This window comes from Luteimonas sp. 3794, assembly GCF_031456825.1.
Lineage (GTDB): Bacteria > Pseudomonadota > Gammaproteobacteria > Xanthomonadales > Xanthomonadaceae > Luteimonas.
The window spans coordinates 53,172-77,549 of record NZ_JAVDVJ010000015.1 but is presented as its reverse complement, the minus strand read 5'-3'; the positions used below and the strand labels follow the sequence as shown (position 1 = coordinate 77,549).

The 24,378-nt window shown below is 68.7% G+C and carries 23 protein-coding genes; 13 read left to right on the top strand and 10 right to left on the bottom strand.

Features of this window, described 5'->3' with window-relative positions; all coding sequences use genetic code 11:
- Positions 1-12: 12 nt before the first annotated feature.
- Both J2X52_RS15800 and J2X52_RS15795 read right to left on the bottom strand, forming a co-directional pair.
- Positions 13-1,179, bottom strand: a complete 1,167-nt coding sequence (locus J2X52_RS15800; RefSeq protein ID WP_310155521.1) for an isochorismate synthase — start codon at positions 1,177-1,179, stop codon at positions 13-15.
- Complete coding sequence (locus J2X52_RS15795) at positions 1,176-2,384, bottom strand: MFS transporter (RefSeq protein WP_310155518.1); 1,209 nt, start codon at positions 2,382-2,384, stop codon at positions 1,176-1,178. Before J2X52_RS15795 ends, J2X52_RS15800 begins: the two co-directional genes overlap by 4 nt.
- A 265-nt stretch (positions 2,385-2,649) precedes the next feature.
- Between J2X52_RS15795 and J2X52_RS15790 the strand changes: the two genes are divergently transcribed.
- The 7 genes from J2X52_RS15790 to J2X52_RS15760 all read left to right on the top strand — a co-directional run bounded on the left by J2X52_RS15790 (position 2,650) and on the right by J2X52_RS15760 (position 11,854).
- A complete protein-coding gene (locus tag J2X52_RS15790; RefSeq protein WP_310155515.1) occupies positions 2,650-4,926 on the top strand; it encodes a TonB-dependent siderophore receptor in 2,277 nt (758 codons plus the stop codon).
- Positions 4,927-5,050: 124 nt separating this feature from the next.
- Positions 5,051-6,082 (top strand): alpha/beta hydrolase-fold protein, encoded by a 1,032-nt coding sequence (locus J2X52_RS15785; RefSeq protein ID WP_310155512.1) that lies wholly within the window; start codon positions 5,051-5,053, stop codon positions 6,080-6,082.
- Positions 6,079-7,404 (top strand): class I SAM-dependent methyltransferase, encoded by a 1,326-nt coding sequence (locus tag J2X52_RS15780; protein ID WP_310155509.1) that lies wholly within the window; start codon positions 6,079-6,081, stop codon positions 7,402-7,404. The genes J2X52_RS15785 and J2X52_RS15780 overlap by 4 nt, the downstream gene beginning before the upstream one ends.
- Positions 7,405-7,502: 98 nt before the next feature.
- Entirely contained in the window at positions 7,503-8,885 is a 1,383-nt protein-coding gene (locus tag J2X52_RS15775; RefSeq protein WP_310155505.1) for a YncE family protein, read from the top strand.
- A gap of 67 nt (positions 8,886-8,952) precedes the next feature.
- Positions 8,953-9,999, top strand: coding sequence for an ABC transporter substrate-binding protein (locus J2X52_RS15770; protein ID WP_310155502.1), 1,047 nt, complete (start codon positions 8,953-8,955; stop codon positions 9,997-9,999).
- A 68-nt stretch (positions 10,000-10,067) separates the two neighbouring features.
- A complete protein-coding gene (locus tag J2X52_RS15765) occupies positions 10,068-11,054 on the top strand; it encodes an iron ABC transporter permease (RefSeq protein WP_310155539.1) in 987 nt (328 codons plus the stop codon).
- The gene (locus J2X52_RS15760) at positions 11,051-11,854 is read left to right on the top strand and encodes a heme ABC transporter ATP-binding protein (protein ID WP_310155499.1); all 804 of its coding nucleotides are present in this window, start codon (positions 11,051-11,053) and stop codon (positions 11,852-11,854) included. The genes J2X52_RS15765 and J2X52_RS15760 overlap by 4 nt, the downstream gene beginning before the upstream one ends.
- A 525-nt stretch (positions 11,855-12,379) precedes the next feature.
- Here J2X52_RS15760 and J2X52_RS15755 read toward each other — a convergent pair.
- Positions 12,380-13,522, bottom strand: coding sequence for a 5-(carboxyamino)imidazole ribonucleotide synthase (locus J2X52_RS15755; protein WP_310155496.1), 1,143 nt, complete (start codon positions 13,520-13,522; stop codon positions 12,380-12,382).
- Positions 13,523-13,730: 208 nt separating this feature from the next.
- Positions 13,731-14,234, bottom strand: a complete 504-nt coding sequence (gene purE, locus J2X52_RS15750; RefSeq protein WP_310155493.1) for a 5-(carboxyamino)imidazole ribonucleotide mutase — start codon at positions 14,232-14,234, stop codon at positions 13,731-13,733.
- A gap of 123 nt (positions 14,235-14,357) precedes the next feature.
- Between purE and J2X52_RS15745 the strand changes: the two genes are divergently transcribed.
- The 3 genes from J2X52_RS15745 (at position 14,358) to J2X52_RS15735 (ending at position 16,046) form a co-directional block, all read left to right on the top strand.
- Positions 14,358-14,627: a Trm112 family protein gene (locus tag J2X52_RS15745; protein ID WP_310155490.1), complete on the top strand. Its 270-nt coding sequence runs from the start codon at positions 14,358-14,360 to the stop codon at positions 14,625-14,627.
- On the top strand, positions 14,624-15,496 hold the full coding sequence (gene nadC, locus J2X52_RS15740) for a carboxylating nicotinate-nucleotide diphosphorylase (RefSeq protein WP_310155487.1): 873 nt from the start codon (positions 14,624-14,626) through the stop codon (positions 15,494-15,496). Before J2X52_RS15745 ends, nadC begins: the two co-directional genes overlap by 4 nt.
- Before the next feature lie 208 nt (positions 15,497-15,704).
- Positions 15,705-16,046, top strand: coding sequence for a DUF3301 domain-containing protein (locus tag J2X52_RS15735; protein ID WP_310155482.1), 342 nt, complete (start codon positions 15,705-15,707; stop codon positions 16,044-16,046).
- A 73-nt stretch (positions 16,047-16,119) separates the two neighbouring features.
- Here the strand turns inward: J2X52_RS15735 and J2X52_RS15730 are convergent, their stop codons facing one another.
- From J2X52_RS15730 to J2X52_RS15705, 6 genes are all read right to left on the bottom strand, one after another.
- Complete coding sequence (locus J2X52_RS15730) at positions 16,120-16,611, bottom strand: ClpXP protease specificity-enhancing factor (RefSeq protein ID WP_310155480.1); 492 nt, start codon at positions 16,609-16,611, stop codon at positions 16,120-16,122.
- A 67-nt stretch (positions 16,612-16,678) separates the two neighbouring features.
- Entirely contained in the window at positions 16,679-17,299 is a 621-nt protein-coding gene (locus J2X52_RS15725) for a glutathione S-transferase N-terminal domain-containing protein (protein WP_310155478.1), read from the bottom strand.
- 182 nt (positions 17,300-17,481) lie between these two features.
- Entirely contained in the window at positions 17,482-18,225 is a 744-nt protein-coding gene (locus J2X52_RS15720) for a cytochrome c1 (protein WP_310155475.1), read from the bottom strand.
- Positions 18,218-19,477, bottom strand: a complete 1,260-nt coding sequence (locus J2X52_RS15715) for a cytochrome bc complex cytochrome b subunit (RefSeq protein WP_310155471.1) — start codon at positions 19,475-19,477, stop codon at positions 18,218-18,220. Before J2X52_RS15715 ends, J2X52_RS15720 begins: the two co-directional genes overlap by 8 nt.
- The gene (gene petA, locus J2X52_RS15710) at positions 19,477-20,097 is read right to left on the bottom strand and encodes a ubiquinol-cytochrome c reductase iron-sulfur subunit (protein ID WP_310155468.1); all 621 of its coding nucleotides are present in this window, start codon (positions 20,095-20,097) and stop codon (positions 19,477-19,479) included. The genes J2X52_RS15715 and petA overlap by 1 nt, the downstream gene beginning before the upstream one ends.
- A gap of 171 nt (positions 20,098-20,268) precedes the next feature.
- Positions 20,269-21,201, bottom strand: a complete 933-nt coding sequence (locus J2X52_RS15705) for a lytic transglycosylase domain-containing protein (RefSeq protein ID WP_310155537.1) — start codon at positions 21,199-21,201, stop codon at positions 20,269-20,271.
- Between the two features lie 186 nt (positions 21,202-21,387).
- On the opposite strand from J2X52_RS15705, the gene miaB reads away from it, so the two are divergent.
- The 3 genes from miaB to ybeY are packed head-to-tail and all read left to right on the top strand — an operon-like array spanning position 21,388 to position 24,335.
- Entirely contained in the window at positions 21,388-22,803 is a 1,416-nt protein-coding gene (gene miaB, locus J2X52_RS15700; RefSeq protein ID WP_310155465.1) for a tRNA (N6-isopentenyl adenosine(37)-C2)-methylthiotransferase MiaB, read from the top strand.
- Positions 22,804-22,863: 60 nt separating this feature from the next.
- On the top strand, positions 22,864-23,850 hold the full coding sequence (locus J2X52_RS15695; protein WP_310155462.1) for a PhoH family protein: 987 nt from the start codon (positions 22,864-22,866) through the stop codon (positions 23,848-23,850).
- Positions 23,847-24,335, top strand: coding sequence for an rRNA maturation RNase YbeY (gene ybeY / locus J2X52_RS15690; protein WP_310155458.1), 489 nt, complete (start codon positions 23,847-23,849; stop codon positions 24,333-24,335). The genes J2X52_RS15695 and ybeY overlap by 4 nt, the downstream gene beginning before the upstream one ends.
- Positions 24,336-24,378: the final 43 nt, after the last annotated feature.

Genomic DNA, 24,378 nt, shown 5'->3' with positions numbered 1-24,378 from the left:
CCTGGTGGGGCATCAAGCCGCGCGGGCATCGTCGATGCCGAGCGCATTGCGCAGGGCCATGAACTTCGCCGCAGTCTCGTCGACCTCGAGCGCGGGCTGCGAGTCGGCCACGATACCGGCCCCGGCGAACAGATGCATCGCGTGCCCCTGCACGCGCGCGCAGCGGATCGCCACGTACCAGTCGCCGTCGCCCGAGGCATCGGTCCAGCCCACCGCGCCGGCATAGAAGCCGCGGTCGAAAGGTTCGAGCGCACGGATCGCCTGCAACGCCTGCAGACGCGGTGTGCCACAGACCGCGGGCGTGGGATGCAGCACGCCGGCGAGCATCGCCGACGAGATGTCGTCGCGCTTCAGCGTGCCGGTGATGCGCGTGGCGAGATGCCACATCGTCGCAGTCGCATGCAGCGACGGCCGCGGCGGCGCCTGCAGCTGGCTGCACAGCGGCGCAAGGCCGTCGAGGATCGCTTCGACGACGAAGCGGTGTTCATGGAGGTCCTTGTCCGAGGCCAGCAGCGCATCGGTGCGCAAGCGGTCTTCGGCCGCGTTCCCGACCCGCCGCGCAGATCCGGCCAACGGATGCGACACCACCGCGCGGCCGCGGCGCGACACCAGCAACTCGGGCGTCGCGCCGACCAGCCAGGCAGGCGCATCGCCCGGCGCGACCGGCAGCGGCACGACATAGGTGGTCACGCTGGCGTCGCTGCCGAGCCGGACCGCCAGCACGTTCGGATCGATCGGTGCCGCGCTTTCCACACGCAGGCCACGCGCAAGTACGACCTTGCGCAGCGCGTCGTCACCCGTAGGGGCTTCGCGCAGCCTGGTCACGCAGCGCGCAACCGCATCGGCGTAGTCGGCAGCCGGCGGCAGTTCCGCCGCGACCAGTAACGGCCCGAGCATCGAGAGTGCCGCACCGCTCGCGGGCGCGGAGATGCGCGCCGGCTGATACAGCGCATCGTCATGATGCGGATCGAACGGCAACGCGCCGACCAGCAGGTCCGGCCCGATGCGCGGCGCGGCGAAGAACGCGGCGACGCGTTCGCCGAGCGTCGCCGCAGGCCCGCACGGCAGCCGGGCCTGGAGGCCGTCGGTCGCCAGACGCCGGTCCGGCGCGTGCAGCCGGAACAGGCTGGCGATGTCGCCAATCGAATCGCGCACTTCGATGGCGCGGGCCGCGCTCATGCCTGCCGCCGCGCGTGCAGCGCTGCGAACAGCGACAAGCCGACGAGCACTGCGCCGACGCAGACATACGGCACCGCCGGCGACCAGCGATACAGCAGCGTGCCGAGCAGCGGACCGGCGACCATGCCCATGCCCTGCACCGACGCGACCGTGCCTGCGGCGGCGCCCTGCTCGTGCGACTCCACCGAGTCGGCGGCCAGCGCCTGGAAGGACGGGAACACGAACCCCATGCCGAACGCCGCGACGCCGTAGGCCAGCAGCAGTTGCCACTCCATGGCGACCAGCGCCGCGGACGCGAACCCGAGGCCCGACACCAGCGCGCCGATGGTGATCCAGCGCGCCGGCGGCACCGCCTTGAAGCGCATCACCAGTGACTGGGCGAGGATCAAGCCGATACCCACCGCAGTCAGCGCGAGACCCGCGACGCGCGCGCCTTCGGCCGGTGACAGCTGCAGGCGGTCGATCGCGAAGAAACCGACCACGACCTGGGCGATGCTCACCGACGCCATCGCCGCGAAGACCGCGCACAGCGGCAGGCGCAGCCGATGATCGGCATACGCGAGCGTCGGCCGGGGGCCGGCCCGCCCTGCGTCGGCCGGCGTTGTGTCGGGCAGCCGGCTCCACACCACCGCCAGCGACAGCAAGGGCAGCGCGGCGGCGATGTACAGGGTGAACGCGATGCCATGCGGTGCGATCCAGCCCGCGACGGCCGGTCCAACCACCATGCCGACCGCGCTGGCGGTGCCGAGTTTGGCCATCGCCGCGCTGCGTACGCCTGCTGGCATCTCGTCGGCGATGGTCGCCATCGCGGTCGGGGACACGGCGGCCCAGAACAGGCCAATCAGCGCGCGCGTGGCGACCAGCATCGCCACCGACACCAGTACCGCTGGCGGCGCGCGCAGCGCCGAATCCACGAAGACCGCCATCACGATATAGACGATGGCGTAGCCGGCCAGGCCGATCAGCAGTACGCGGCGGCGTCCGATCCAGTCGCTCAGCCGGCCCCAGCGCCGCGCCGACAGGATCAGCAGCACGCCGGCTGCGCTGACCGACAGGCCGGCATGCCACTCGGCCAGCCCCAGCAGGCGGACGATCGGCCCCACCACCGCGACGAACGCCATCATCGCCATCGTGCCGACGAACACGGTAAACACCAGCGCCGGCAGGGCGGACGCAGTCGGGCGCGCGGTGGTCGCAGTGTGCATCGGGGTCTCGGTCGGCGGGCGCCGGCGGCGGCGCGGCAGGCGGTGCGCGAGTGCTGCTTCAGGGACAGCGATCGGCGCGCAAATGATAACAGGTCGCATTTGCGCACGGCCAGCAAGCCTTACCGGAACGATTCATTCCAGCCTGAACCAGTTATTGAGAATAATTCGCATTCATTTTACTATTCGCGAACGTCGTCCAGCGACGCCCTTCCCCACGTCACCGCCTGCCGCCGCCATGGCGAGTTACCAGCGCCGGAGTTTCCGCATGTCGTCCGCCCCCCTGCACCGCACCGCCCTGTCCACCTCGATCGCCCTGTTGTTGTCCGCCCCCGCGCTGGCGCAAAGCGTGTCCGACGAGACCGGCCGAGATGCCGTCGAACTCGATACCGTCCGCGTCACCGCCGAAGCCATCGCCCGCCAGGCGTTGGGCACGTCCGTCATCACGGTCGAGGACATCGAGCGCCGCCCGCCGGCCAATGATCTGTCCGAGCTGATCCGCACCATGCCGGGCGTGAACCTCACCGGCAACAGCTCGTCGGGCCAGTACGGCAACAACCGCCAGATCGACCTGCGTGGCATGGGCCCGGAGAACACCCTGATCCTGGTCGATGGCAAGCCGGTCGGCTCGCGCGATTCGATCCGCATGGGCCGCAGCGGCGAGCGCAACACCCGCGGCGACACCAACTGGGTGCCGGCCGAGGCGGTCGAGCGCATCGAAGTGCTGCGCGGCCCCGCGGCGGCGCGCTACGGCTCCGGCGCCTCGGGCGGCGTGGTCAACATCATCACCAAGCGCCCGACCGGCGATCTCACCGGTTCACTGAGTCTGTTCGGCCAGGTGCCGCAGCACGGCGACGAAGGCGGCAGCCAGCGCGCCGGCGTGACCCTGAGCGGCCCGCTGACCGATGCGCTGTCGTTCCGCTTGTACGGCAACGTCAACAAGACCGATGCCGATTCCCTCGACCTCAACGCCGACTACCTCACCGACATCGGCGTCACCCCGCCCGCCGGCCGCGAAGGCGTGCGCAACAAGGACGTCAACGCCCTGCTGCGCTGGGACATCAACGAAGCACACGTGGTCGAGTTCGAAGCCGGCACCAGCCGACAGGGCAACATCTTCGCCGGCGACCGCGCGGTGAGCCTCGACGGCACGCCGCTGATCACCGAGCTCGCCGAACAGGGCGCCGAGACCAACCGCATGTACCGCAACAGCGGCGCGGTCACCCATCGTGGCCGCTGGGGCGATGCGTCCTCGCGCGTCACGCTCGCATTCGAAGGCACCAACAACACGCGCCTCAACGAAGGTCTGGCCGGCGGCCCGGAAGGCTCGATCGGCAGCGCAACCGCATCGTCGACCTCGCGCCTGCGCAACTACGCGGTCGATGGCGAGGTGAGCCTGCCGACGATAATCGGCGCGACCGAGCACATCTGGACGGTCGGCTTCGAACACCGCGACAGCGAGCTGGAAGATCCGTATTCGATGTCGCAATCGGGCGGCAACGGCGGCGGCATCCCCGGTCTCGACCCGGACCGCGGCGGCGGCAAGGCCGATGCGCAGACCTCGGCCGTGTTCGTCGAAGACAACATCTACGCGGGCGAGCGCTGGATCGTGACCCCGGGGGTGCGCTTCGACCACCACAGCCAGTTCGGCAACAACGCCAGCCCCAGCCTCAACGTGCAGTTCGCACTGCGCGAGGACCTCAAGCTCAAGGGCGGCGTGGCGCGCGCGTTCAAGGCGCCGAATCTCTACCAGTCGAACCCGAACTACCTCTATTACACGATGGGCTTCGGCTGCCCGGACAACTTCCCGAGCCTGGGCTCGGGCTGCTACGTCCTCGGCAATGCCGGTCTCGACGCGGAAACCAGCCTCAACAAGGAAATCGGCATCGAGTGGGCGCCGGTCTCCGGCCACCATGCGTCGCTGACCTACTTCCACAACGACTACAAGGACAAGGTGGTCTCGGGCTTCACGCCAGTCGGGCAGACGCCCGGCGTCCCCGGCGCGCAGCCGGTGCCGCCGGCGCGCATCTTCCAGTGGGAAAACGCGCCCGAGGCCGTGGTCTCGGGCCTGGAAGGCAACGTCAACATTCCACTGATCGGCGAGCGCGGCAGCGTGCTGAAGTGGAACAACAACGTCACCTACATGATCGAGAACGAGAACAAGGTGACCGGCCAGCCGCTGTCGGTGATTCCGGAATACACAGTCAACACCTCGCTCGACTGGCAGGCCACCGAAGCGCTGTCGCTGCTGCTGACCGGCACGTTCTACGGCCGCCAGGAGCCGGCGACGCGCGACATCAACAACGACGACCGCTGCGACGAAGCCGGCGCGGACTGCGTGGCCGTGCGCCAGGTGCGTGACCCCTACAACGTCTGGGGCATCGGTGCGCGCTACCGCATCACGCCGACGGTGAGCCTGGGCGGCGGCGTCAACAACCTGCTCGACAAGCGGCTGTTCCGGGAGTCGAACAGCCAGTACGCGGGTGCTGCGACCTACAACGAGCCGGGCCGGTCCTACTACGTCAGCATGAACATCGGTTTCTGATGCAGCGCGGCCCTGGGGCCACACCCGGCCGGACCGTCCGCGGTCCGGCCTCCATTCCCTGCCGATCTGGACGCATCCGGCCCGTCGCACGAAGATCGGAACCCCGCAGCCCACGATGCCCCGCATGCTTATCCGCAGATCCTCCGCCGCCCGCCCGCTGCGCCTGGCCACACTCGCCGCGGCCGCCGGCCTGCTGTTCGCGCTGCAGGCCGTGCCCCAGCCCGCGTCCGCGCAGCAGCGCGATCCGACCCGGTCGATCGGCGAGACCGTCGCCAGCCAGCCCTCGGCGCACTACGCGTTCGAACACTTCGAAGTGCGCAGCGCCGATGGCCAGCGCACTTGGCGCGTGCACATCGCCGCGCCCAAGGGCAATGCGCCCGAAGGCGGGTGGCCCGCGTTCTGGATGCTCGACGGCAATGCCGCGCTGATCGAATTCGACGAGGCGCTGCTGGCCGAACTCGCCGCGCAGCCGGTGCCGCACGCCCTGGTCTTCGTCGGCTACGCCAACGACCTGCGCATCGACTCAGAAGCGCGCACGCGCGACTACACGCCGTTCGCCGGTGAGCGCCCGGTACGCGAGGGCGGCACGATCACCGGCGGTGGCGGCGCGGATGCGCTGCTCGAAGTCATCGAGCGGCAGATCCGGCCCGAAATCGAGCGCCGCGTCGCGACCAACCCGGCGCAGCAGACCCTGTGGGGCCATTCGCTGGCCGGCCTGTTCGCGCTGCATGTGCTCTACACCCGCACCGGCGCGTTCGACACCTATGCCGCCGGCAGCCCGTCGCTATGGTGGGGCGACGGCGCCATGTTGGGCGCACCGGAGCAGCGCTTCGTCGAACACAACGCTGGCCGCCACGCCCGCGTGCTGCTCGGCCTCGGCCAGGGCGAGCGCGAAGTCACGCACCGCGACCTGTCGGATCCGCGGGTGCAGGTGCATCTGCGCCGGATCCAGGCCGCGCCGGCGGATTCGGCGGAAAAGCTCGCGCAGCGCCTGGCGCAGGTCGACGGTCTGCAGGTCGCGTACCGCGAATTCCCCGCGCTGACCCACGGCCCGATGTTCCGCGCATCGCTGATGTGGGCGCTGCACGCAGTCACCGGCATTGCCGACCACAGCGACACCCCGAGCCGCGCCGACGGCGTGGACCCGAACCGGTGAGCGCGGTCGCGATGGACATCGACGGCTATGTGGCGGATGCCGATGCCGCCTACCCGATGCATTTCCATCGCGAACAGATGCCGGCGTGGCTGCACGCCACCGCCACCGCACTGGGTTTCCGCGCGCCTGATCTTGCGCGGCCCTATCGCTGGTGCGAGCTCGGCAGTGGCGCAGGGCTCACCGCGCTGGTCGCCGCGGCCTGCAATCCGTCCGGACGCTTCACCGCCGTCGACGCCGACGCCGCGCAGATCGACCGCGCCCGCGGCATCGCCGAACGTGCGGGCCTGGCCAATCTCGAATTCGTCCATGCCGACCTGCGCGAGTACGCGACGCACAGCGGTGAATCCTTCGACTTCCTCGTCTCGCACGGCCTGTGGGCCTGGGTGTCGGATGCGGTGCGCGAGGCGATCCTCGCGATCGTCGAGCGCCGCCTCGCGCCCGGCGGGCTGCTCGAACTCGGCTACATGAGCCATCCCGGCGCGTCGCAACTGCAGGGCGCGCAGCGCCTGCTACACGAGGCGGGCAGGCATCTCGAAGGCGACACGCCGGCACGCGTGACCGCGGCATTGTCGCTGCTGCGCGATCTCGCCGACGGCGGCGCCGGTTACTTCGCCGAACATCCGGGCGCGACGCGCCAGCTCGACGCGATGGAACGCGAGCCGGCCGGCTACATCGCCCACGAATTCCTCGGCGCGCACTGGCAACCGCAGCACGTCGCCGACGTGATCCGCGCGTTCGCCGGCGTGGGTTGCGGTTTCCTCGGCAGCGCCACGCCGATCGAGAACATCGATGCGCTGTCGGTCCCCGCTGCGCTGCAGGCCCGTCTGCGCTCGCTGCCGCCCGGACCGCTGGCCGAAACCGCACGCGATCTCGCCCGCAACCAGAGCCTGCGCCGCGACCTGTTCCAGCGCGATACGCGTCGCCTCGGCGACGCCGCGCATCTCGACGCACTCGATGCGCTGGTGTTCGCCGCCCTGCCCGGCGAGCCGCCGGCGCTCACCGGCGATCTGCGCTTCGACACGCGCATCGGCCCGGTGACCGGCGCGCGCGAGCTCTTCGCGCCAGCGCTCGACGCATTGGCGGAGGGACCGCAATCCTTCGCGAGGCTGCGCACGCTGGCGCCTTACGACGCGACGCCCGGCCTGCTCAACCAGGCGCTGCAGGCGCTGACCTGGGCGGGCTTCGTCCATGCGTGCCTGCCGTCGAGCCGCGACACCTCGGCCGATGCGCTGGCGCGTCAACTGTCTCCACTTCCGGGCGTTCCCGCACTGGCGCTGTTGCCGGCGATCGGGTCCGCCGCTGTACGCCAGGTGCCGCGATGACCCATGTCGCTCGCCCAGCCCACGCTGTCCCCGCTCTACGCACCGAGTCCTTCCGGCGATATGCAACGCCGGTCAAATCCACGCTCCAGGAGTTCGTCATGCAAAAGCTGTCCTCGCGTCGTCTGCGACTTGCCGCGCTGTCCATCGCCCTGTGCGCCGCCGTCGGCGCCGTCGGTGCACAGGGCTTCGGCCAGCCGGATCCCGATTTCAAGGGTGCCGTGCGCGCCGCCAGCCCGGTGATCAAGGCCGGTGACTCGGTCGACATGACCGGCCAGGGCTTCAAGCCCGGCCAGGCGGTGACCCTGCTGCGCGGCGAGACCGTGCTCAATGCCCGCCCGTGGACCGCCGATGCCGAAGGCCGGGTCAGTGGCCAGGTCCAGGTGCCCGCCGACGCCGCCGTCGGTCGCCACCCGGTGGTCGTGCGTGTCGCCAACCCGGATGCCGCCGCCGTGATCGAGCTGAAGGTCTCCAAGGACGTGCCGCTGTCGGGCGCCGAGCGCTATGACGTGACCACCAACAAGCTGGTGCAGGGCCTGTACCAGGTCGCGCACAGCCAGGCATCGAATGCGCTGTTCGTCACGGCCGCCGTGGGTCGGCCGCCGGTCAGCCAGTCGGAGTTGCTCAAGCTCGATCCCGAGACGCTGGAAATCACCGCGCGCGTGACCCCGGCCCAGATCGAAGGCGAGACCAATGGGCGCGTGTATGCGGTCTACGGTGTCGCCGTCGACGACGCCAACGGCAACGTCTGGGTCACCAATACCCGCGACGACACGGTGGCCGTGTATCGCCAGTCGGACCTGTCGCTGGTCAAGCAGTTCGACAAGGGCGTGCTCCCGCATGGCCGCGACATCGTCGTCGACACCAAGGACAACCGCGTGTGGGCCAGCGGTTTCGGTGGCGGCAAGTTCGTGGCCTTCGATGCGAAGACGCTCGAGGTCGTGCAGGACCTGACCGTCCCGTCGGGCGTGCGCGGCGAGGAATTCGGTCCGATGGCGCTGACCGTCGACCCGGTCGGCGGCAAGCTCTATTCGGTGGGCCTGTCGACCGGTGAGGTGGTGGTGCTCGATGGCGCCACCGGCGCAGTGGACAAGATGTTCCGCTTCCCCACGATCAATGGCGGCATCGGTGTCGCGATCGATCCCGTGGGCCGCCGCCTCTACGTCACGGCGCAGGGCAGCGACAACCTGGTGATCGCCAACGCCGACACCGGTGAAGTGCTGCATGACGTCTACGTGGGCGCGGGCGCGGTATACGTCGCGTTCGATCCGCACAGCCAGCTCGCCTATGTCGCAAGCCGCGGCGCCGGCACGATCACCGCCGTGGATGCGAACGGCACCATCGTCGCCAATCTCGACGGCGGCACGTTCCCCAACCACGTGCTGCCCGTCGGCAACGGCACGGTGTACGCGATCAACAAGTCGCGCGGCGCCGAGGATGTCGACGGCGACCAGATCCGCCGAATCACGCCGAAAACCAACTAAAATCGGCGCCTCGCAGCGGCCGGACCCGGTCCGGCCGCTGCTTTTTTTTGCCGCGATGGAATTGAAGATGTCCGCACGCCGCGTCCATGTCCCGCTGATTCTCACCCTCGCCTGCGCGCTGGCGGCGTGTGCGCCGGCGCCCGAGGTGGCACCGTCCGGCGATGCGTCCGTGCAGGCCGACGAAGCCGCCCTGCCCGACGGCTGGCTGCGCATCGCCGGCACCGACATTCCACGCGTCGCGCGCTCGCAGCAGGATCTGCCCGTCACCGTGCGTTCCGACGACGGCGTCGAGGTGACGGTTACCGACACCGCGCGCACGATCGTCGGGAACGACGACATCGTGATGGTCATGGATTCGCTGGACCTGTCCGACCAGGTGTTCGCGGCGCCGACCAACGCCGTCACCGAGACCGGCCGCAATGCGCAACATCATTTTCTGTTCAACCGCACGACGGGCGTCGAAGGCATCCTCAGCCTCGACGGCACCCTGTTCGTCGGCAACAGCCTGCGCCGCCACGGCAAGCTCGCGCAGCCGCTGCGCGACGCCGGGCAGACGCTGGTGATCGTCGACGAGCTGCAGCCGATTCCCGACAAGGTGCGCAAGCTCGCGGCCGTGTTCGGCCATGCCGACGAAGGTGAGCAACTCGCCACGCAGGTGCAGCAGCAGCTCGATGAAGCCGCGCGCATCGCTGCCACCCATACGCGCAAGCCGCGCGTGATCCACATTTCTGCGACCGGTGGCGGCGGTTCGCCGACCGTCGGCGGGGCCGATACCGCCGCCGCGGGGCTGATCCGCCTGGCCGGCGGCATCAATGTCGGCGACGAGGCCAAGGTGTCCAACTATTCGCAGCTCAGCAACGAGGGCATCGTCGCGGTCGAACCCGAGGTGGTCCTCGTCAGCGAGGACGACCTGCGCGTGTTCGGCGGCGAAGCCGGGCTGTGGAAGGCGTACCCGTCGCTCAGGCAGACGCCGGCCGGCTTCGCCAACCGCGTCTGGGTGATGCCCGATACGCAGCTCAAGGTGAGCAGCATCGGCGGCGGTGCCGGTGCGGTTGCCCTGGCGCAGGCCATGGCCACGCTGGCCGCCGAACTCGACGCGCTGCCCGGCGCGTGACGGCAGGCGCTGCCCCGCGACGCACCGGCCTGGTCCGGCGACCGCCCGGCGGGCTGCTGTTCGTCGGCATGCTGGCGCTGCTGGTCGTCGTGATCGTGCTGTCGTTCGGCATCGGCCCGCTGCGCATTCCGCCGGGCGACGTGGTCCACGTGATCACGCACAAGCTGGGCCTGGTCGATGCCGGCGCACTGACCCAGCGCGACATCTCGGTGGTGTGGAACCTGCGCGTGCCGCGCGCACTGCTGGCGGTGATCGTCGGCGCGTCGCTGGCAATGGCCGGCGCCGGCCTGCAGGGCCTGTTCGGCAATCCGCTGGCCGATCCGGGCATCGTCGGCGTGACCCACGGCGCGGCGCTCGGCGCGGTCGGCGCGATCGTGATCGGCGCGACCGCCTTCGGCGCCTGGACGATCCCGGTCGCCGCGTTCCTCGGCGGCGCGGCGACGACGACGCTGATCTATGTGCTCGCCCGGCCCGACCGCGGCACCGGCACCGCGACCCTGCTGCTGGTCGGCATCGCGATCGCGGCCGCGTGTTCGGCGGCGATCGGCTTCTTCACCTACATCGCCGATGCCGACGAACTGCAGTCGCTGGTGTTCTGGCAGATGGGCTCGCTGGCGATGGCGAACTGGAATTCGATGCTGGCCGCCCTGCCGGCGTTCGCACTCGGCGCGGTGGCGCTGCGCGCGCTCGCCACGCCGCTCGACATGCTCGCGCTCGGCGAGCGCCAGGCGCAGCACATCGGCCTGGACGTCAAGCGGGCACGGCTGATGCTGATCGCGGTCTGCGCGCTGCTGGTCGGCTCGGCCGTGGCGTTCGCCGGCGTAGTCGGCTTCGTCGGCCTGGTCGTGCCGCATTTCGTACGCCTGCTCGCCGGGCCGGGCCACCGCTGGCTGATTCCGCTGTCGGCGGTCGCCGGCGGCTTGCTGATCGTCGTCGCCGATACCGCCGCGCGCAGCCTCGATCCGCCGTCGGAAATCCCGCTCGGCCTGTTCTCGGCCGCGCTCGGCGCGCCGTTCTTCCTGTGGCTGGTGTTGCGTCGCAAGGGCGCCGCATGAGCCACGACGCCGCCGACCTCGCGCAGGACGTGCTCGCGCTCGATGGCGTGAGCGTGCGCATTGACGGCCGCGCGATCCTAGACGCGGTCGATCTGCGCTTCGCGCGCGGCACGCTGACCGCACTGGTCGGCCCGAACGGCGCCGGCAAGTCGACCCTGCTCGCGGTCGCCAGCGGTGATCTCGTCCCGGCCGCCGGCCGCGTGCGCCTGTCGGGCGCCGAACTGCGCGACTGGAAGGCCCGCCCACTCGCCCGCGAGCGCAGCGTGCTGCCGCAGGACCACGCGGTGCGCTTCGGCTTCAGCGTGCGCGAGGTCGTCGCGATGGGCCGGCTGCCGCACGCACCGGATCCGGCAGCCGACGGCCGCATCGTCGACGCTGCGCTCGTCTCGGCGGACGTCACCCACCTCGCCGCGCGCGACGTGCAGACGCTGTCCGGCGGCGAAGCCTCGCGCACCGCGTTCGCCCGCGTGCTGGCGCAGACCACACCCGTCGTCTTCCTCGACGAACCCACCGCGGCGCTCGACCTGCAACACCAGGAAGCCGTGCTGCGCATCGCCCGCGGCCTCGCCGACGACGGCGCCTGCATGATCGTCGTGCTGCACGATCTGAATCTGGCCGCCGGCCACGCCGACCGCATCGTGATGCTGCATGACGGCCGCGTGGCCGCCGACGGCAGTCCGCGCGAGGTGCTCACCCGAGCGACGATCGAACGCGTCTACGCCCAGCCGGTGCTGGTGCTCGAACATCCGACCCGCGGTGTACCGCTGGTCGTCAGCGACGATCCGCGCACCGGCGACTGAGCCAACCTGCCAGGCACGCCGCGCAGCAGCGATCCTGCGGTGTGGACCGGGAGCCGATCGACCTCGGGGCCAGCGAACGAATACGTCCGTGTAGTCGCGTCAACACGCGAACGCCCTGTAGGAGCGCGCTCGCGCGCGAATGGTCGTCCCGCTGTCTCCTTCGCGCGCAAGCGCGCTCCTGCAGAAGGACGATGCGGCCTGCGCGGATCCGGCGCACCCTGTCGGCACGCGCTCGCGCGCGACGGTTGTCCCGCTGCCCCCAATCGCGCGCAAGCGCGCTCCTACACAAGGCGGAGGCGGCCTGCGCGACTACCGGAACACTCTGTCGGCGCGCGCTCGCGCGCGAATGGCCATCCCGATGACCCCAGCGCGCGCAAGCGCGCTCCTACGGAAGGACGATGTGGCACGCGCGAATACCGGAGCGCCCTGTAGGAGCGCGCTCGCGCGCGAACAGGTGCTCGCCTCGCAATCACGTCACCGCGCTTCGGACCAGCGCGCACGCTCACGCGTGCATCCGTCGACGCGTCACTCGCGCAGGCGCGCCACCACCGGCGCGACCTGCGCCTGACGTCCGAGTGCCTCACCGACATCGGCCAGCCGCTGCGCCAATGCCTCGGCCTCGTCCGCCCGCACCGTGGCGTGGCCGACCTTGCGGCCGTCGCGCGACTGCTTGCCGTAGTCGTGCCAGTGCCCGCCCGCCGTCGACAGTAGCGGCGCGGCGTCGGGCATCGCGCCGATCCAGTTGAGCATGCAGACCGTGCCGCGCACGGCCGTGTCACCAAGTGGCAGGCCGAGCACCGCGCGCAGATGGTTCTGGAACTGCGAGGTCTCGGCGCCTTCGATCGTCCAGTGCCCGGAGTTGTGCACGCGCGGCGCGAGTTCGTTGGCGAGCAACTCGCCATCGCGACAGAACAGTTCGAGCGCGAACACGCCAACGTAGCCGAGACGCTCCGCGATCGCGCGCGCATACGACAACGCGGTCGCATGCAGAGCGGCATCGACGCGCGCAGGCGCCAGGCTCGCCGACAGCACGCCGTCGACATGCCAGTTTTCGGTCAATGGCCAGGCGCGGAATTCGCCATCGCGACCGCGCACGGCGACCACGCTGAGCTCGCGCTGGAACGCGACGAAGCCTTCGAGGATCAGCCCGACCGTCTCCGCCTGCGCGCCGAGCGCCTCCCACGCAGCATCGACATCCGCTGGCGACTTGATCCGGAACTGGCCCTTGCCGTCATAGCCCAGCCGCCGGGTCTTGAGGATGCACGGGGTTCCGATGCGCGCGACCGCGTCATCGAGCTGCGCACGCGTCGCGACATCGGCGAAGTCCGGCACCGGGATGCCCAGTTCGCGGAAGAGGGTTTTCTCGGCAAGGCGGTCCTGGGTCAGCGCCAGCGCGTCGGGACTGGGGAACACCGGCACGCGCTCGGCCAGCCAGTGCGCGCTCTCGGCCGGCACGTTTTCGAAATCGAAGGTCGCCACGTCCACCTTGCCGGCGAACTCGGCCAGCGCAGTCTCGTCGCGATAATCCCCGACCAGCAGCGGCGCGAATTGCCCGGCGCAGGCATCGTCGGCGGTGTCCATGACCAAGAACCGCAAACCCAGCGGCGCGCCCGACAACGCGAGCATGCGGGCGAGCTGGCCGCCGCCCAAAATACCGACAGTCGTCATACGCGCAGATACTCCAGCGAACACAGCGCGTAGGAGAAGCGGACCCGCCCGGCGCCCGCGCGCCCTCTGCCTCCGGGGTGAGGATGGTCTGCTGGCGCGGCACTGCCGCGCAGGCCGGCCGAACGCCCGGCGCGCTGCGCCGGGCCGGGGCCCGGTTGCGGTGAGGGCAACAGGGACGCGCACATATCGAGTTCAACCGTGGTCGCGCTCATCGACGCGGGTCGTCGTTGCCGGCAACGTCGTCGGTCTGGCGTTGGCGGAACTCGGCCAGCGCAGCGGCCACCGTCGCGTCGTCGGCCGCGAGCATCGCCGCCGCGAACAGCGCCGCATTGGCGGCGCCCGCATTGCCGATCGCGAACGTCGCCACCGGAATGCCGGCCGGCATCTGCACGATCGACAGCAGCGAGTCCATGCCGTTGAGCGCCTTGGATTGCACTGGCACGCCGAGCACCGGCACCGCGGTCTTCGACGCCAGCATGCCCGGCAGATGCGCCGCGCCACCGGCGCCGGCAATGATCGCGCGCAGACCGCGCGACTGCGCACTGGCAGCGTATTCGAACAGCAAATCGGGCGTGCGATGCGCGGACACCACGCGGACTTCGTGCGGGACGCCGAGCTGTTCGAGCTTCTGCGCGGCGTGCTGCATCGTGTCCCAGTCGGATCGTGATCCCATCACGATGCCGACCTTCGGCGGTACGGAACTGGCGGTCATTGGGGGGTCCCCGGCCACAAAGACGCATTTTATCCGCCCCGGCCGCATCGTGCGCGTGCAGCGGGCGCCCGGGGCCGAATGCTACCCTTCCAGTCCGCTCACCACGCCCGCACAAGACCGCCCATGGACCGCAAGCTGCTCGATATTCTCGTCTGCCCCGCCAGCCGCCAGCCGCTCGCGCTACTCGATGCAGCGGGACTCGACGCGCTCAATGCGGCGATTGCCGCGGGCTCGGCGCGACGTGAAGACGGCGCCGCGCAGGCCGGCCCGGTGCGCGAGGCGCTGATCACGCACGATCGCAAGCGCGTCTACCGCGTCGACGACGGCATTCCGGTGCTGCTGGTCGAAGAAGCCATCTCCACTGGGCAGATCCCCGATTTTCCGAAGGCATGAGCGCAACCGACCGCTTCGACATTCCGCACGCGGCGGTCGCAGACAACGTCGCGGCGGCATTGGCTGAAGACATCGGCAGCGGTGACGTGACCGCAGCGCTGCTTCCAGACCGCGACGACATCGCCTATCTGTTGTGCAAGGAAGACGCGGTGATCTGCGGGCGTCCCTGGTTCGACACCTGTCATCGCGCGCTCGACCCCGACGTGCGCATCGACTGGCGCGTGGCCGAAGGCGATCGCGTGGCCGCCGGGACCGTGCTCGCGACACTCGCCGGACGCGCGCGCGCGCTGGTCAGCGCGGAACGCACCTCGCTCAATTTCATGCAGACGCTGAGCGCCACGGCGACCGTCACCGCGCGCCACGCTGCCGCCGTGGCTGGGACCGGGACGCGCATCCTCGATACTCGCAAAACTTTGCCCGGCCTGCGGCTGGCGCAGAAATACGCGGTACGCGTCGGCGGTGGTCACAATCATCGGATCGGTCTCTCCGACACGGTGATGCTCAAGGAAAACCATGTCCGCGCGGCCGGCGGTATCGCACCCGCAGTCGAAGCCGCGCGCGCCCAATCGCCGGGGCTGCCGCTGGTAATTGAAGTGGAAACGCTGGACGAACTGCGCGCGGCGCTCGATGCCGGCTGTACGCGGGTGCTGATTGATGACTTCGATGCCACAACGCGCCGCGAAGCTGTGCGCATTGCCCGCGCTGCGCCATATGACGGACGCATTCCGCTGGAGGTCTCGGGCAGCGTGGATCTCGACGGCCTGCGCGCGATTGCCGAAGACGGGGTGGACTTCGTCTCGATCGGCGGGCTGACCAAGCACGTCCATGCGATCGATCTGTCATTGAAACTCGGCCCGCCGCCGGGCTGATCGCCACACTCGCGCAAACGCCCTGCAAGGCGTCCGCGAGAACTTGTTTCCCGGTGATGTTCCAGTTCTATGACGCTCCGACGCGTCAACGACGCGCCGACGCGTGCGGCGGAGATCCCCCTTTGCACGGCGGCCCGAAACGCGCGCCACTGCGGGCATCGTCGCGCCCACACTTGTAACCAACCTCTGCCGCCGCCACAGTTCGCGCATGCCCGACTTTCCGACAATGATCTTCGTCATGCTGGCCGCGTTCGCCGCATTCCAGTGGTGGAGCAGCGCGCGTGCAGCAGCCGAACGCGCCGGTCGACTCGGGCGCGATGCCTGCGAGCGGGCCGGCGTGCAGTGGCTGGATCAGGCAGTCCATGCACATTCGATGCGGCTGCGTCGGGGCGACGACGGGCGCCTGGGCGTCGAACGCAGCTTCCGCTTCGAGTATTCGGAGGACGGTGTGCAGCGCCATATCGGGCATCTGGTGCTGCGAGGCGAACAGCTGGTCGCCTTCAGCGGCCCGACCCGCCCTCAGGACGTGCCGATCCATTGGACCAACTGAGGTCCGGATGCGTGCGTGGATCGCTCTGAGCTTCGACGTCTGGGCGAACTGACGTCGTAGAGGCGTCCGCCTACTACTTCACAACCCGCAAATGGCCACGGCGCGGCTCCGGCGGCGTATCGCCATCGGGGGGCGGATCATCGGGTCCTTCGGCACTGCCGTTGCCATCGTCCTCCACCGCGTGCAGCGAAGGTGCGCTGTCTTCCGCCTCATCGCGCGGCTCGCCCGAACCGACGATCTCTTCCGGCAGGGCCATGCCCTGCCCGGTTTCGCGCGCATAGATCGCCAACACCGCGCCCACCGGCACCATGACCGACTGGCTCACGCCGCCGAAGCGCGCGGAGAACCGCACGCTGTCGTTGTCCATCTCCAGCCTGCCGACCGCGCGGTCGGCGACGTTGAGCACGATGCGACCGTCCTTGACCGCATGCGCCGGCACGCGCACGCCCGGCTGCCGCGCATCGACGAGGATGTGCGGCGTCATGCCGTTGTCGGCAATCCACTCGTAAAGCGCCCGCAGCAGATACGGGCGATGGCTGGTCATCAGAGGCGTGCTGTCCGTCATGGGCGACAGTTTAGCCGTTCAGTCCGTCGTTCAGATGTGCGCGGCTGAACACAACGGGCAACTCGGTTTATTCGGGCAGCGCGCGCAGTTGCCGCTCCTGCGGCGTCAGGCTGCGGACGAAGCCGGGGCTGCGGAAGATCCGGTTGCCGTAATCCTCGATCGCCTTGCCGCCATCCTTGGGCAGCGGGATGTCGAGCGCCTGCAGGCGCCAGACGATCGGCGCCACTGCGCAATCGGCGAGGCTCATTTCCGTATTGAGGAAGAACTTGCTGGCCTTGAACAGCGGCACTGCGGCGGTGACCAGTTCCTTGAGCCGCTTGCGGCCGCTCTCGGCCTGGGCCTTGTTGCCCATCTGGATGGCCTGCACCTGCGGCACCCAGTCATGCTCGATACGCAGCATCGCCAGGCGCAGGCGCGCACGCGACAGCGGATCGACCGGCATCAGCGGCGGGTGCGGATAGCGCTCGTCGAGATATTCGCTGACCACGCTGGCGGCATAGAGCACCAGATCGCGCTCTACCAGGGTCGGCACCGAGTGGTAGGGGTTGAGATCGATCAGATCCTCGGGCGGATTCTGCGCATCCACCGGCACCATGTCGTAGTTCACGCCCTTGGCGGCCAGCACCAGGCGCGCTCGATGGCAGAGCACATCGTCGACAGAAGAGAAGAGCGTCAGCACGTTTCGCATGGATGCACTCACGGCCGTCGCCCGGCCTGTCCGGAGGCTGGAGTCCGCCAGCCCGGTGACGCCGACTGCTGATCGCAGACGGTTGTCGCGGTTCTTTCGAGTCTCGCATTTCCCTGAGCCGGACGGCAATGGCCGGACGGCTCGGGGGAACGCCAGCAGCGCAGCGCCGCGGGCGGAATCGATCAGTGCACGTCGCGCCAGTATTCCTGCTTCAGCAACCACGCCAGGAACGTCAGCAAGGTCAGGAACAGCAGCACCCAGACGCCGAGCTGCTGACGCTTGAGCGCGGCCGGCTCGCCAACGTATTCCAGGAACGTGGTGATGTCGCGGACGGTCTGGTCGAACTGGCGCGCGTCCTGGCTGCCGGGCGTGCCCAGCTCCAGGTGCGCGACCACCGGCTCGCCGATGTCGTCGACCTCGCCGTGTACCGGGCGCTGCAGGCCCTGCATCTCCCACAGTGGATTGGGCATCGATGCGTTCGGGAACAGGGTGTTGTTCCAGCCCAGCGGACGTGTCTCGTCGAGATAGAACGACTTGAGATAGGTGAACACCCAGTCGCTGCCGCGCACGCGGGTGATCAGGCTCAGGTCCGGCGGCGCCTGGCCGAACCACTGCGTGCCGTGCTCGGCGGTCATCGACGACACGATGTGCTCGCCATAAGCGGCGCCGGTGAGGTTGAGGTTGTTCATCACCTCGTCTTCGGTCAGCCCCAGATCCTCGGCCATGCGCGAGTAGCGCATGAACTTCAGCGAGTGGCAGCCGGCGCAGTAATTCATGTAAAGCTGCGCGCCGCGCTGTAGCGAAGCGCGGTCACCGATGTCGGTGCCGGCCTGCTCGACCGGGCCACCGGCGGCGGCGAGCGCGCCGAACGACAGCAGCAAGCCCGCGACGGCGGTGGCGATGCGCGCGAAAAGTCTGTCAGTCATGCATCGTCACCCGGTCCGGAACTGCCTTGGTCCGGTCGAGCTTGGTCCAGACCGGCATCGTGATGAAGAACGCGAAATAGAGGAACGTCAGCACGCGGCCGATGATCGTCTCGACCGGATCGGTACCGGGACCGGCGCCGATCTTGCCCAGCCAGACGAAGCACACGACCAGCATCGCAAGCATGACCTTGGTGATCGGGCCACGGTAGCGATGCGAGCGCACCTTGCAGCGGTCGAGCCACGGCACCAGGAACAGAATCGCGATCGCGCCGAACATCACCAGCACACCGCTGAGCTTGTGCGGCACGACGCGCAACATCGCGTAGTACGGCGTGTAGTACCAGACCGGCTTGATGTGCTCGGGCGTCACCAGCCGGTTGGCCTCGGTGAAGTTGTCATGCTCGAGGAACCAGCCGCCGAACGCAGGTGCGAAGAAGATGATGAAGGCTGCGATGATCAGGAAGCAGCAGACGTAGAAGCCGTCCTTGACCGAATAGTAGGGATGAAACGGAATGCCGTCGGCCGGCGCGGTCACCGACCAGCGGTTGCCCTTGGGCCCCTTCTTGATGTCCACGCCATCCGGATTGTTCGAGCCCACCTCATGCAGCGCGCCCAGGTGCAGGACCACGAGCAGCAGCAGCACCAGCGGCAGCGCGATCACGTGCAGGGCGAAGAAGCGGTTGAGCGTGGCGTCGGAGGGCAGGTAGTCGCCCATGATCCATTCGGTCAGGCCGTTACCGATGACCGGAATCGCGCCGAACAGCGAGATGATGACCTTCGCGCCCCAGAACGACATCTGACCCCAGGGCAGCACATAGCCGAGGAAGGCTTCGGCCATCAGCACCAGGTAGATCAGCATGCCGAGAATCCACACCAGCTCGCGCGGCTTCTTGTAGCTGCCGTACATCAGGCCGCGGAACATGTGGATGTAGACCACGATGAAGAACAGCGACGCACCCGTGGAGTGCATGTAGCGGATCAGCCAGCCCCACTCCACGTCGCGCATGATGTATTCGACCGAGGCGAAGGCGTCCGCCGCGCTCGGCTTGTAGTGCATCGTCAGGAAGATGCCGGTCAGGATCTGGTTGACCAGCACCACCAGTGACAGCACCCCGAAGATGTACCAGATGTTGAAGTTCTTCGGCGCGTAGTACTCGGTCATGTGCTTGCGGTACATCGGCATCAAGGCCGGTGCACGCTCGGTGACCCAGTTGAAGACGCCGTTGGCGCCGCGGACGAGGACGTTGGCCATCAGGCGGCTCCCTGCGGATCGACGCCGATGACGAGCGTGTTGTCATCCGCGTAATGGTGCGGCGGCACAAGCAGGTTCGTCGGGGCGGGCACGCCGTCGTAGACGCGGCCGGCCATGTCGAACTTCGACTTGTGGCAGGGACAGAAGTAGCCGCCCTTCCAGTTGGCGTCGAAGGGTGCCGGACGGATCTCGGCGACCATCTCCGGCGAACAGCCCAGATGTGTGCACAGGCCGACCAGCACCGAGATGTCGGCCTTGATCGAGCGCAGCTCGGGATTGGCCTCCAGCACGTAGCCGGGTTGCTGGTCGGGATTCCCGGATTCGGGATCCTTGAGCATGCCGTCGAGCGTCGGCAGCGCATCGAGGATCGCCTTGGAGCGCTTGACGATCCAGATCGGCTGCCCGCGCCACTCCGCGATCAGCCGCTGGCCTTCCTGCAACGCGCTGATGTCCACGGTCACCGGCGCACCGGCGAGCTTGGCCCGCGCACTCGGATTCCAGGACTTGATGAACGGAATCGCGGTCACACCCGCGCCCACCGCTCCCACGACGAGGGTGGTGGCGGTCAGGAACCGACGCCGCCCCTCATTGACTGGACCATCCCCACCAGGTCCGCTCACCGCTTCATCGACCATCCGGTACCCCGCCCTCTTTCGGTAGCTGTTGCGTACTGGCTGCCGCGAACCGTTTCGCCCGCGTAGGACGGATGGCCGCATATAGAGAGGCCCGAGTGTAGCGGAACCCTGAATCGACGGACAATCGATTTGCAGATGCGATGTGGGGACGCCTGCTCAGCGGCTGGCGAGCTGTCCGCGATACCGGTCGGCAAGCGTGCCAACGCGGACCACGTAGCGCTGGGTTTCCGCGTACGGTGGCACACCGCCATGGCGCTGCACGGCGCCTTCGCCGGCGTTGTAGCCGGCCGCGGCCAGGGTGAGGTCGCCATTGAACCGCTTAAGCAGCCACGCGAGGTATTCGACGCCGCCGCGGATGTTCTGCTCGGGATCGAACGCATTGACCACGCCGAAGCGCGCCGCGGTGGCCGGCATCAGCTGCATCAGGCCCTGCGCGCCGGCGCGCGACAGCGCATTGGGATTGAACGCGGACTCGGCATGCATGATGGCGCGGACGATCGCTTCCTCGACCCCGAACTCGCGCGCTGCCCGCGCCACTTCGTCGCGGTAGGCGTTCTCGTTGAGCCGCACATTGCCGAAGTTCACGCCCGGGGCCGCGCCGCAGGCGTAGCAGGTCTCGAAGAAGCTGTAGCTGATCGTGCGGACCGCGACGACCTGGGCGCCGCCGGCCGGCCGGCTGCTGCTGTAGTGGCGCACGCCATCCTTCACGTACGAATAGACCTGGCCCTGCTGCAGGCGGCGCTGGCTGCCGCCCTGCGCAGCTCTGGCGGCTGGCGTTGGCGTGGCGGCGGCCGGCCGTGCTGGTTGCGGCGTGGTGACAGGTGCAGGTGCAGAGGTACCGCCCATGAAGGTCGCGGGGGCACCGCTGTCGACATTCGCGGGCGCGGTGGTCGGCGCGGGGGCTGCTGCAGCCGGGCGCGCTGCACGGGGGGCGCTGGTACGCGGCGCGGCAGGCGCGCTGCTCACCACCCGGCAACTAGCGCCGCTGACGCGCTTGCTGACGTATTGCGGTATTCCGTCGCCGGAATCGCAGCGATACAGCGTACTGCCGGCAACCGGAAAGGCCGCCAGCAGACCGAGTGTCGCGATGAGTCCCCATCCCCGTTTCACGGGCGAAGTGTCCGATGTTCGACGACCGTTGCCAAGTGTTTGATTGTGAAAGCCGCTCGCGGCGGCCGGCACATGGCGCCCGGCTGCGGATGTGGCGCTTGCCGGTACACTGCCCGCCCCTTCCAGCCATCCGGCCCGGCCTCAACGCCGCGCCCCGGACATGCCATGACCCAGACCGCTTCCGCAGCGCCGAGCGCGCCTGCTCCCGACCCGTCCGCTTCCGCATCGGCCAGCACGCTGCGGCCGCGTGGAAAGCTCTTCATCCAGACCCACGGTTGCCAGATGAACGAGTACGACTCGGCCAAGATGGCCGACGTGCTCGCCGCCAGCGATGGCCTGGAACTGACCGACAACGTCGAGGAAGCCGACGTCGTGCTGGTTAACACCTGCTCGATCCGCGAGAAGGCGCAGGAGAAGGTCTTCAGCCAGCTCGGCCGCTGGAAGGCGCTGAAGAAGGACGGCAAGCCGGTGCTGATCGGCGTCGGCGGCTGCGTCGCATCGCAGGAAGGCGAAGCGATCGTCAAGCGTGCGCCCTACGTGGATCTGGTGTTCGGACCGCAGACCCTGCACCGCCTGCCCGAACTGATCCGCGCCAAGCGCGAGACCGGCCTGCCGCAGGTCGACATCAGCTTTCCCGAGATCGAGAAGTTCGACCGCCTGCCCGAGCCCCGCGCCGACGGGCCGAGCGCGTTCGTGTCGATCATGGAAGGCTGCTCGAAATACTGCTCGTTCTGCGTGGTGCCCTACACCCGCGGCGAGGAAGTCAGCCGGCCGTTCGAGGACGTGCTGGTCGAGGTCGTGCAACTGGCTGGCCAGGGCGTGCGCGAGATCAATCTGCTCGGCCAGAACGTCAATGCGTACCGCGGCCCGATGGGCGATGGCGATGTGGCGGATCTTGGCCTGCTGATCCGCACCATCGCCGAGATCGACGGCATCGACCGCATCCGCTTCACCACCTCGCACCCGCTTGAGTTCTCCGACTCGCTGGTCGAGGCGTATCGCGACGTGCCGCAGCTGGCCAACTACCTGCACCTGCCGGTGCAGGCCGGCAGCGACCGCATCCTGTCGGCGATGAAGCGCGGCTACACCGCGCTGGAGTTCAAGCAGAGGATCCGCAAGCTGCGCGCGGTGCGCCCGGACATCTCGATCTCGTCGGATTTCATCGTCGGCTTTCCCGGCGAGACCGATGCCGACTTCGAGAAGACGATGAAGCTGATCGAGGACGTCGGCTTCGACCAGTCGTTCTCCTTCATCTATTCGCGCCGCCCAGGCACGCCGGCCTCGGATCTCGAGGATTCGGTGACCCAGGAAGAGAAGCACGCGCGTCTGTCGCGCCTGCAGGCGCATATCAATGCCTATGCCGCCGGCATCTCCGAGCGCATGGTCGGCAGCGTGCAGACGGTGCTGGTCGAAGGGCCGTCGCGCAAGGATCCGACCGAACTCACCGGCAAGACCGAAAACATGCGTTCGGTCAATTTCCCCGCCCCGGCGCGTCTGATCGGCCAGTTCGTGGATGTCGAGATCACCGCCGCACTGAGCAATTCGCTGCGTGGCCGCCTAGTTCTGCGCGACGCCGACTGAACCACGCCGCGGAGGGGATTTACACGCCCGCCTGTCGCGACCCTCGCTAGAATCCGCGCCATGACCAACGCCCTTCCCGAACGCACTTTCCTGCTCGAGCCCGCGGACTCCGAGCGCCTGTCCAATCTTGCCGGGCCCTTCGACGGCCACCTGCGCCAGATCGAACTGCGGCTGGGCGTGGAAATCGCCAATCGCGGCAACATCTTCCGCGTCACCGGTCGCGATGAAGCGATGCTCGACCGCACCGAAAAGCTGCTCAAGGCGCTGTACGCGGAGAGCGAAGCGGAGGTGCTCGACAGTCACGCGATCAACCTGCGCCTGAGCCCGGCGAATGTGGAAGAGGACTACACGCCGCAGGAAGTCGCGGTGCGGGTCAAGCGCGGCACGATCCGCGGTCGCGGTGCGAACCAGGCCAAATATCTGCACAAGATCACCGGCCACGACATCAATTTCGGCGTAGGCCCGGCCGGTACCGGCAAGACCTTCCTCGCGGTCGCGATGGCGGTCGAGGCACTCAACGAATCGAAGGTGCAGCGGCTGATCCTGGTACGGCCCGCGGTCGAGGCAGGCGAGAAGCTCGGTTTCCTGCCGGGTGATCTGACCCAGAAGGTCGATCCCTATCTGCGCCCGCTCTACGACGCGCTCTACGAGATGCTCGGCGTGGAGAAGGTGGCCAAGCTGCTGGAGCGCAACGTCATCGAGATCGCGCCGCTGGCTTACATGCGTGGCCGCACGCTCAACGATGCGTTCGTGATCCTCGACGAGGCGCAGAACACCACGATCGAGCAGATGAAGATGTTCCTGACCCGGCTGGGGTTCGGTTCGACTGCGGTCGTGACCGGCGATCTCACCCAGATCGATCTGCCCAAGCACGTGAAGTCCGGGCTGCGTGATGCAATCGAGGTTCTTCACGAAGTCGAGGGCGTCAGCTTCACGTTCTTCGAGGCGCGCGATGTGGTGCGTCATCCGCTGGTCGCGCGCATCGTCACCGCCTATGAACGCCGCGATGCGAGCGACGCCGCGACCGGACCGGCCACGCGCGCATGACGCAGGGTCCCACCCGCCTCGATGTCGCCATCGGTTACGCGCTGCCGCGTAAAGGCCTGCCCGCCGCCGCGAGTTTCCGCCGCTGGGCGGGCGCCGCGCTGTCCGCGCGCATCCGCGAGGCAGACCTGGCGATCCGACTGGTTGACGAGGACGAAGGCCGTGCCCTCAACCGCCACTACCGCGGCAAGGATTATGCGACCAACGTGCTGAGCTTCCCCGCGGACTTGCCGGAGGGGTTGCCCGAGGGCGTGCGCCTGCCGCTGCTGGGGGATCTGGTGCTGTGCGCGCCGGTCGTCGCCCGCGAGGCCACCGAGCAGGGCAAATCCCTGAACGCGCATTACGCCCATCTCACCGTCCATGGGGTGCTGCATCTGCTCGGCTGGGATCACGAAGACGACAGGGATGCTGAGGCGATGGAGCAGCTCGAACGCGAGATCCTCGCCGGCTTGGGAATCGACGACCCCTATGCGGGCGAGCCGCGCTGACAGGCGTCGCCATGGCGTCCTGATAGACTGCCGCCACTGCCCA

What these genes read in the sequence shown, in the direction of transcription:
- J2X52_RS15800 (WP_310155521.1), bottom strand. Translation starts at nt 1,179, where the DNA reads ATGAGCGCGGCCCGCGCCATCGAAGTGCGCGATTCGATTGGCGACATC.
- J2X52_RS15795 (WP_310155518.1), bottom strand. Translation starts at nt 2,384, where the DNA reads ATGCACACTGCGACCACCGCGCGCCCGACTGCGTCCGCCCTGCCGGCG.
- J2X52_RS15790 (WP_310155515.1), top strand. Translation starts at nt 2,650, where the DNA reads ATGTCGTCCGCCCCCCTGCACCGCACCGCCCTGTCCACCTCGATCGCC.
- J2X52_RS15785 (WP_310155512.1), top strand. Translation starts at nt 5,051, where the DNA reads ATGCTTATCCGCAGATCCTCCGCCGCCCGCCCGCTGCGCCTGGCCACA.
- J2X52_RS15775 (WP_310155505.1), top strand. Translation starts at nt 7,503, where the DNA reads ATGCAAAAGCTGTCCTCGCGTCGTCTGCGACTTGCCGCGCTGTCCATC.
- J2X52_RS15770 (WP_310155502.1), top strand. Translation starts at nt 8,953, where the DNA reads ATGTCCGCACGCCGCGTCCATGTCCCGCTGATTCTCACCCTCGCCTGC.
- J2X52_RS15765 (WP_310155539.1), top strand. Translation starts at nt 10,068, where the DNA reads ATGCTGGCGCTGCTGGTCGTCGTGATCGTGCTGTCGTTCGGCATCGGC.
- J2X52_RS15760 (WP_310155499.1), top strand. Translation starts at nt 11,051, where the DNA reads ATGAGCCACGACGCCGCCGACCTCGCGCAGGACGTGCTCGCGCTCGAT.
- J2X52_RS15755 (WP_310155496.1), bottom strand. Translation starts at nt 13,522, where the DNA reads ATGACGACTGTCGGTATTTTGGGCGGCGGCCAGCTCGCCCGCATGCTC.
- purE (WP_310155493.1), bottom strand. Translation starts at nt 14,234, where the DNA reads ATGACCGCCAGTTCCGTACCGCCGAAGGTCGGCATCGTGATGGGATCA.
- J2X52_RS15745 (WP_310155490.1), top strand. Translation starts at nt 14,358, where the DNA reads ATGGACCGCAAGCTGCTCGATATTCTCGTCTGCCCCGCCAGCCGCCAG.
- nadC (WP_310155487.1), top strand. Translation starts at nt 14,624, where the DNA reads ATGAGCGCAACCGACCGCTTCGACATTCCGCACGCGGCGGTCGCAGAC.
- J2X52_RS15735 (WP_310155482.1), top strand. Translation starts at nt 15,705, where the DNA reads ATGCCCGACTTTCCGACAATGATCTTCGTCATGCTGGCCGCGTTCGCC.
- J2X52_RS15730 (WP_310155480.1), bottom strand. Translation starts at nt 16,611, where the DNA reads ATGACGGACAGCACGCCTCTGATGACCAGCCATCGCCCGTATCTGCTG.
- J2X52_RS15725 (WP_310155478.1), bottom strand. Translation starts at nt 17,299, where the DNA reads ATGCGAAACGTGCTGACGCTCTTCTCTTCTGTCGACGATGTGCTCTGC.
- J2X52_RS15720 (WP_310155475.1), bottom strand. Translation starts at nt 18,225, where the DNA reads ATGACTGACAGACTTTTCGCGCGCATCGCCACCGCCGTCGCGGGCTTG.
- J2X52_RS15715 (WP_310155471.1), bottom strand. Translation starts at nt 19,477, where the DNA reads ATGGCCAACGTCCTCGTCCGCGGCGCCAACGGCGTCTTCAACTGGGTC.
- miaB (WP_310155465.1), top strand. Translation starts at nt 21,388, where the DNA reads ATGACCCAGACCGCTTCCGCAGCGCCGAGCGCGCCTGCTCCCGACCCG.
- J2X52_RS15695 (WP_310155462.1), top strand. Translation starts at nt 22,864, where the DNA reads ATGACCAACGCCCTTCCCGAACGCACTTTCCTGCTCGAGCCCGCGGAC.
- ybeY (WP_310155458.1), top strand. Translation starts at nt 23,847, where the DNA reads ATGACGCAGGGTCCCACCCGCCTCGATGTCGCCATCGGTTACGCGCTG.